Source organism: Streptomyces thermospinosisporus (assembly GCF_039526425.1).
Classification (GTDB): Bacteria; Actinomycetota; Actinomycetes; order Streptomycetales; family Streptomycetaceae; genus Streptomyces; species Streptomyces thermocarboxydovorans.
This window is the reverse complement of the sequence record NZ_BAAAIZ010000076.1, coordinates 1-7,060: the sequence shown is the minus strand read 5'-3', so window position 1 is coordinate 7,060 and position 7,060 is coordinate 1. Positions and strand designations below refer to the sequence as shown.

The following is a 7,060-nucleotide window of genomic DNA, read 5'->3' as shown; positions in this document are numbered from 1 at the left end:
GGGGGACCCTCGGACCCCGGGCCGGCGTGGGTGGTGGCCGTCAGACCGCGGCGGGCGTGTAGTGGGCGGCGTCGTCGCCCTCGACGACATGGCTCTGCCTGCCGTCGATGCCTGCCGGAACGTCACCGGCCACGGTGACCCGGTGCAGCCGGCGGGGCAGGTCGCCGTAGTCGTCCGGCGCGTAGTGCTGGGTGATGCGGTTGTCGAACACCACCAGGTCGCCCGGCGACCACACCACCCGCACGATGTTCTCCGGGCGGGTGACATAGGCCTGGAGGAGGCGCAGGATGTCGCGCGACTCGGAGTTGCTCAGACCCGCGATGCTCTGCGCGAACCCGCCGATGAACAGCCCCCGTTCACCGGTCTCCGGGTGGACCCGGACCACCGGGTGCGCCGTGCGGTACTTGCGGGAGACGAACTGGCGGCGGTGCTCGGCCGCCTTCTCGGTCTTCGGCTCCGCGTAGTCGTAGTCGTTGGTGTGCACCGCCCACAGCCGGTCGGCCAGCTCGCGCAGCGGCTCGGGCAGATCCCGGTAGGCCGCCGCCGCGTTGGCGATGAGCGTGTTGCCGCCGTAGGGCGGGACCACGATGCTGCGCAGCGTGGTCACCTTCGGCGGCGTACGGACGAAGGTGACGTCCGTGTGCCACTGGTTGGAGCGGATGCCCTCCTCACCGTCCACCGGCAGGATGTTGGGCTGCCCGTCGACGGCCGGCACGGTGGGGTGTGCTGTGGTGAGTTCGCCGAAGAGGGAGGCGAAGCGCAGCTGGGCGGCGTCGTCGAGGTTCTGGTCGCGGAAGACCAGGGCCTTGTGCTCCAGGAGCGCCGCGTTGATCTCGGCGAACACGGCCGGGTCGAGCTCGCCGGAGAGGTCCACGCCGAGGATCTCGGCGCCGATGTGCCCGCCGATCCGGCGGATGTCGAAGGCGGTACCGGTGGTCATGGGATGGGTCCTTTCGTGCGTCAGGGCAGCGGAGGCCGGAAGTAGGAGGTCAGGAGGCGGGGGCCGGGGCGGCGTTGTCGGGGCGGGCGAGCCCGTAGTGCTCGCGCAGGGTGCGGCCGGTGTACTCGGTGCGGAACAGCCCCCGCCGCTGGAGGATCGGCACCACATGGTCGACGAAGTCCTCCAGGCCGCCCGGCAGCAGCGGCGGCATGACGTTGAAGCCGTCGGCGGCGCCCTGGGTGAACCACTCCTCGAGCTGGTCGGCGACCTGCTCGGGGGTGCCCGCGAACACCCGGTGACCCCGGCCGGCGCCGAGCCGGGCGATCAGCTCCCGCAGGGTGAGCCCGTCCCGCCGGGCGAGTTCGGCGACGAGGGTGAAGCGGGACTTGTTGCCGTTGATGTCCCGTTCCTCGGGCAGCTCGGGCAGCGGACCGTCCAGCGGCAGCCCGGTCAGGTCGACGCCGAGCATCCCGGACAGCTGGGCCAGCCCGTACTCGGGGACCTGCAGGTCGGTGAGCTCCTGCTCCAGGGCCCGCGCCTCGGCCTCGGTGGAGCCCAGCACGGGCGCGATGCCGGGGAGGATCAGCAGCTGGTCCTCGGTGCGTCCGTAGCGGGCGAGCCGGGACTTGAGGTCCTTGTAGAACGCCTGGCCGTCGGCGAGCGTCTGCTGAGCGGTGAAGACCGCCTCCGCGTACTGGGCCGCGAACTCCTTGCCGTCCTCCGAGGAACCGGCCTGCACCAGCAGCGGGTGGCCCTGCGGCGGGCGGGGCACATTGAGCGGCCCCTCCACCCCGAAGTACTCACCGCGATGGTTGATCGCCCGCACCCGGTCGGTGTCGGCGTAGATCCCGCGCTCCCGGTCGAGCACGATCGCGTCGTCGGCCCAGCTGTCCCACAGCCGGGTGGCGACCTCGACGAACTCGCGGGCCCGCTCGTAGCGCAGCCGGTGCTCGAGGTGCTCGTCCTGCCCGAAGTTGCGGGCCTCGGCCACGGTCCCCGAGGTGACGATGTTCCAGCCGGCCCGGCCGCCGCTGAGATGGTCCAGGGAGGCGAACTTGCGCGCCACGTGGAACGGTTCGTTGAAGGTGGTGGAGACGGTGGCGATCAGGCCGACGCGTTCGGTGACGGCCGCCAGGGCGGACAGCAGGGTGAGCGGCTCGAAGCCGCCGAGGGCGTTGTGCCGCACCTTGTTGAACAGGGCGAGCCCGTCGGCCAGGAACACCGAGTCCAGCAGGCCGCGTTCGGCGGTACGCGCCAGATGCTGGAAGTAGCGGAGATCGGTGACGCGCTCGGGCTGGGTTCCGGGATGCCGCCAGGCGGCGTCGTGGTGGCCTGCGTTCATCAGGAACGCGTTCAGATGCAGTTGACGGGGGCGGGACGTGGTCATGGGGTTCCTCGGAAGAGCCGACGGGACGACAAGGTGAGGTGTGTGGGGGGCAGGCGATGGGAGGGTGCAGCTCAGCCGGCGAGCGGGATCCGCCAGGAGCTGAGCCGGCGCTCCACGGCCACCAGGAGCTGGTTGAACGCCACGCCGATGACGGAGATCGTCACGATGCCCGCGTACATCTGCGGGATGGCGAAGTTGAACTGCGAGGCGTTGATGAGATAGCCGAGGCCCGCCTTGGCGCCGATCATCTCGGCGGCGACCAGCACCAGGATGGACACCGCGCCCGCCAGCCGGATGCCGGTGAACATCACCGGCACCGACGACGGCAGGATCACCTTCTGGAACAGCCGGGGAGCGGACAGGTCCATCGACTTGGCCAGCTTCAGCAGGGTCGGATCGACATTGCGGACGGCGCTGATGGTGTTCAGCAGGATCGGCCAGGTGCAGGCGTACACCACGATGGAGATCTTCGACGTCTCGCCGATGCCCAGGAGCAGCACGAACACCGGCAGCAGGGCCAGTGCGGCGGTGTTGCGGAACACCTCGAGCAGCGGGTTGAGCAGGTCGGCCACCGGCCGGTACCAGCCGATCAGCAGGCCGAGCGGCACCGCGATCAGCACCGCCAGGCCGAATCCGCTGAACGAACGGGCCAGGCTGGCACGGGTGTTGTCGAGCAGCTGCCCGTCACCGGCCAGCTCCCACCAGGCGCGGGCCACCTCGGTGAACGGCGGCAGGAAGGTGCGGTCCACCAGGCCCAGCCGGGGCGCGGTCTCCCACAGCACCAGCAGGGCGAGCACGGCGGCCGACTTGGCCGCCGCGTGCAGCAGCAGAAACGGCAGCCGCCGCAGGGCGCCGAGCAGACGGCCGGACCGGGTGGCGCCGGGACGGGCGGGAGCCTTCGCCGGCCGGCCCGCTGCGGTGTGCTGACCGGCCGACCCGGAGGCCGCGGCGGCGGGCTCTTGCGCGGATGCGGCTTGCCGGGTCTCCTCGGGGGCCGTACCGGTCGTCGTGGGGCTCATACGGAAACCTCCTCCTTCTCCAGCTGCTGGGCCCTGGCCACCTCGTCGTGCAGCAGCGACCAGATCTCGTGCCGGTGGCGGGCGAACTCGGGACTGGAGCGCAGGTCGTCCGTGTCGGTGCGGGTGCCGAGCTCCACCCGCACGATCTGCTTGATGCGGCCCGGCCGGGAGGTCAGCACCGCGACGCGCTGCCCCAGGTAGACGGCCTCGTCGATGCCGTGGGTGATGAACACGACGGTCTTGCCGGTGCGCTGCCAGATGCGCAGCAGCTCGTCCTGCAGGGACTCGCGGGTCTGTGCGTCCAGCGCCGCGAACGGTTCGTCCATCAGCAGCACGTCCGGGTCGTAGGCGAGGCTGCGGGCGATCGCCACCCGCTGGCGCATACCGCCGGACAGCTCGTGCGGATGGCGGTCCTCGAACCCGGCCAGACCCACCAGATCCAGGAACTCCCGTGCGCGTCCGGCGCGTTCGCGGCGCGGCACGCCGGTGGCCTCCAGGCCGAACTCCACATTGCCCTGGGCCGTGCGCCACGGCAGCAGCGCGTACTGCTGGAACACGATGCCCCGGTCGAGGCCGGGACCGGTGACGGGCCTGCCGTCCAGCAGGATCCGCCCGCCGTCCGGCTCGGTGAGGCCACCCAGCAGGTCGAGCAGGGTGGACTTGCCGCAGCCGCTCGGCCCGACCAGGACGGTGAACTCCCCGGCGGCGATCTCCAGATCGATGCCGTCGAGGGCGGTCAGCCGTGTGGCCCGCGCGGGCGATCCGGCGTCGCGGCCCCGGCGCTTGACCCTGAAGTCCTTGCGCACCCGCTCCAGTACGAGCTTGGGCACGGCGGACGACGTCGATGCGGTCACGGTGTCAGCTCCCACTCGTCGAGGCGGAGGGCGCGCTGCCCCGGCCGGCCTTGTTGAAGTCGTTGGTGTACAGCTCGGACAGGGAGACCTGGTCCTTCTTGATGTCGCCGCGATCGCCCAGCCAGTCGATCCACAGCCGCAGTTCCTTGCCGGCGATCCGGCCGTCCGGGGTGGCGACGCCGAAGGAGCGCCAGTACTTCAGCGCGGCGGTGTCCTCGTTGCGGCGCCGCCGCTTGACGATGCCGGTCATCCGGTCGATGACCTCGTCGCGGGGTGTGGCGCGCGACCAGGCGAGGGCCCGCCCGACCCCGGTGACGAAGGTGCGGACCGTGTCGGGGTTCTGCTGCAGGAACCGGTTGGTCATCACATAGGTGCCGGCGCTGAACGAGCCGAGCAGCTGGGTGTCCGTGAACAGCGGGCGTATGCCGCCCCGTTCCCGCGCCTTGTCGCGGAGCATTCCGCCGAGCACCGCCACCTCGATCTGCTTCTGCCGCAGCGCCTGCTCGGTGTTGACCGGGGGCACCACCAGCGGCTCCACCTTGCCGGCCTCGGCCGCGCTGAGCCCCTTGCGCCGCAGATAGATGTCGAGCAGTGCCTCCGCGTGGCCGCCGAGGGTGTTCATCCCGACCTTCTTGCCGAACAGGTCACGAGGCGAGCGGATGGGACTGTCCTCGAGGACGTAGAAGCCCTGATAGGCCTCATCGTCGGACCCGTAATAGCTGATGACGGCCTTGATGGGGGCATTGTTCGCGGCGAGTTTGACCACCGCTCCGTTGAACGCCCCGCCGAAGTCGACCTGACCGGTGGCGGCGGACTGGATGTCCTGCGGCCCGCTGATCGTGTTGCCGACCCACTCCAGCTTCACGTCCTCCAGATAACCCAGGTCCGCGGCGAGTTCGGCGGGGGTCACCTGGCCCGCCCAGCCCTGGTATCTGAGCGTTTTCGTCTGGCCCTTGCCGGAGGGGGCACCGGTGGCGGCACCGCAGCTCACGGACACCGCCGAAAGGCCGAGCAGGGTGAGGAACTGGCGTCTGGTCGATGCCGTCGTGGCCATGTGAAAGGGTCCTTGTCGAGAGCGTCAGAAGGGCCGGGAAACCGCCCGGAATTACTGCGTGGAACGAGCGAGTGGAAGGAGGCAATTCCTGCTCGCAGTCACGAGAGAACCAGCGGCTCCGAGGCCCGGTCAACGCCTCGGGGACGGACGTCGCACACTCTCAACACCCCGACATGCGAACGAAGTACGCCGTTCACACAACAGCTCAAGGGAAACGAAGTGCGCTGTTCGCAAACGACGTCGGAGAGGGGAAGAAGAGCAAGTAACGCGGCGTCAGACGGGAAGGGAGAAAGGCGGGTAGGCGCCATTGAGGAAATAGTCCCCGACATCGCGGAGCCGGTCGGCGGCCGGCTCATAGAGCGTGTGCGTGCGGGCATTGCGCCAGAACCGGTCGAACCCCAGCCGCGCCGACATCGCGCGGGCGCCGACGACATCGAGAGCGCGGGCCGTGCACTCCTGCGCGGCCCTGGCCGCGGCGGCCTCCGCCATGCCCACCAGGACGGAGGTCTCCGCGTACTCGCCGTAGCTCAGCTCCTCGCCGCGCGCCAGCGCCTGCCGCACGGACTCCAGTGCCTGACCGGCGAGCGCGGCGGCGGAACGGGTGAGCACCGTCAGCTCGCCGTAGACGGTCAGCGCGCGCGGGTCGTCCAGCGCGCGCTCCGGACAGCCGGGCTCCCACGAGGAGCCGCCCGTCCGGCGGTACTCGCGGGCCTCGGCCAGCACCCCCTCCGCGAGCCCCAGCCGCAGCTGCACCGACAGCAGCCGGCCGACCGGCGAGACCAGCGCGGCCAGCGGCGGCATCTCGTCCTCGTCGGCCGACAGCGAGCCCAGGATGTCGTCGTCCGCCACGGGCACGGCGTCGAACTCGACGCTCCCGCCGCCCGCGAGACGCTGCCCGAAGGTGTCGGCGTCCCCGCCGACCACCACACCGTCGGACACCGGATCGACCACCACGGCCAGCGGCTCGCCGGTGTCGGGGCGGACCGCCCGCACGGCGAGGACGTCGGCGACCAGCACGCCGGTGGTGTAGCTCTGCCGGCCGTCCAGCACATGGCCGCCCGCCCTCTTCGTCAGCGTCGGCGGTGCCGCCTGGTGGGCGAACCCCCCGCCCCAGCACCACTCCAGCGCCGCCGACCGCGACAGCAGCCGGGTGGCACGCACCGGGTCGGTGAGGAACCGGGTGCTGAACGACAGGAAGTAGTGGCCGGCGAGCAGTTGACCGATCGCGCCGTCGGCTGCGGCGATCTCCCGCACCACCGCGCAGGCCGTGGCCCACTGTGCACCGCCGCCGTCCGGTGCGGCCGGTGCGAGCAGGGTGAGCAGCCCCGCCTCGCGCAGCCGTGAGACCTCGTCGAACGGAACCTTGCCCGCCTGTTCCCGGGCGGCGGCGTCCGTGGCCAGATCGTCCGCCGTCTCACGGGCCACCCGCAGCCAGTGCTCCCGGCTCGGCCCGGCCCGGTCCATGTCCGGCACGGCGACGGTCGGCCCAGGGGGTATGCCCATGGAGGTGGTCTCCTCTGAAGTCGGCCGGTCCTCATCGTGCGCAGCGGTGCCGACCGGGGTCAACACTTCCCTAGTAAATCGATAGGAAAAGTAGGGAGGCGGGGTCCAGCTGGAGGGCTGATCGGGTGATATGCCCGGTGTGCGACGCCGCCGATTCGCGCGGGGGCGCCGATCACGCTAGAGTCGATCTCGGCCCCACGGGAGCAACACCCTTGAGGGGGCCGCGCGTTGGTGGTCCAAGGAAAGACGCCTCGCTTCCCGCGAGGAGATGCAGGTGCAAGGCCTGCCCAGCGCTCCGAGGGG

The 7,060-nt window shown here is 71.0% G+C and carries 6 protein-coding genes; all 6 read right to left on the bottom strand.

Features of this window, described 5'->3' with window-relative positions; genetic code table 11:
* Positions 1 to 40 precede the first annotated feature (40 nt).
* Positions 41 to 940 carry a TauD/TfdA dioxygenase family protein gene (locus ABD207_RS23565; protein ID WP_344015113.1) on the bottom strand — a complete coding sequence of 300 codons (900 nt, stop codon included), beginning with the start codon at positions 938 to 940 and terminating at the stop codon, positions 41 to 43.
* 49 nt (positions 941 to 989) lie between these two features.
* Complete coding sequence (locus tag ABD207_RS23560) at positions 990 to 2,327, bottom strand: LLM class flavin-dependent oxidoreductase (RefSeq protein WP_344015112.1); 1,338 nt, start codon at positions 2,325 to 2,327, stop codon at positions 990 to 992.
* A gap of 71 nt (positions 2,328 to 2,398) precedes the next feature.
* Positions 2,399 to 3,346 (bottom strand): ABC transporter permease, encoded by a 948-nt coding sequence (locus ABD207_RS23555; protein ID WP_344015111.1) that lies wholly within the window; start codon positions 3,344 to 3,346, stop codon positions 2,399 to 2,401.
* Entirely contained in the window at positions 3,343 to 4,176 is an 834-nt protein-coding gene (locus ABD207_RS23550) for an ABC transporter ATP-binding protein (RefSeq protein WP_425580801.1), read from the bottom strand. The genes ABD207_RS23555 and ABD207_RS23550 overlap by 4 nt, the downstream gene beginning before the upstream one ends.
* Before the next feature lie 28 nt (positions 4,177 to 4,204).
* The gene (locus ABD207_RS23545; RefSeq protein ID WP_344015108.1) at positions 4,205 to 5,254 is read right to left on the bottom strand and encodes an ABC transporter substrate-binding protein; all 1,050 of its coding nucleotides are present in this window, start codon (positions 5,252 to 5,254) and stop codon (positions 4,205 to 4,207) included.
* A 273-nt stretch (positions 5,255 to 5,527) separates the two neighbouring features.
* Positions 5,528 to 6,757, bottom strand: a complete 1,230-nt coding sequence (locus ABD207_RS23540) for an acyl-CoA dehydrogenase family protein (protein ID WP_344015107.1) — start codon at positions 6,755 to 6,757, stop codon at positions 5,528 to 5,530.
* Positions 6,758 to 7,060: the final 303 nt, after the last annotated feature.

Coding starts and splice junctions, on each gene's coding strand:
- ABD207_RS23565 (WP_344015113.1), bottom strand. CDS start 940: ATGACCACCGGTACCGCCTTCGACATCCGCCGGATCGGCGGGCACATC.
- ABD207_RS23560 (WP_344015112.1), bottom strand. CDS start 2,327: ATGACCACGTCCCGCCCCCGTCAACTGCATCTGAACGCGTTCCTGATG.
- ABD207_RS23555 (WP_344015111.1), bottom strand. CDS start 3,346: ATGAGCCCCACGACGACCGGTACGGCCCCCGAGGAGACCCGGCAAGCC.
- ABD207_RS23545 (WP_344015108.1), bottom strand. CDS start 5,254: ATGGCCACGACGGCATCGACCAGACGCCAGTTCCTCACCCTGCTCGGC.
- ABD207_RS23540 (WP_344015107.1), bottom strand. CDS start 6,757: ATGGGCATACCCCCTGGGCCGACCGTCGCCGTGCCGGACATGGACCGG.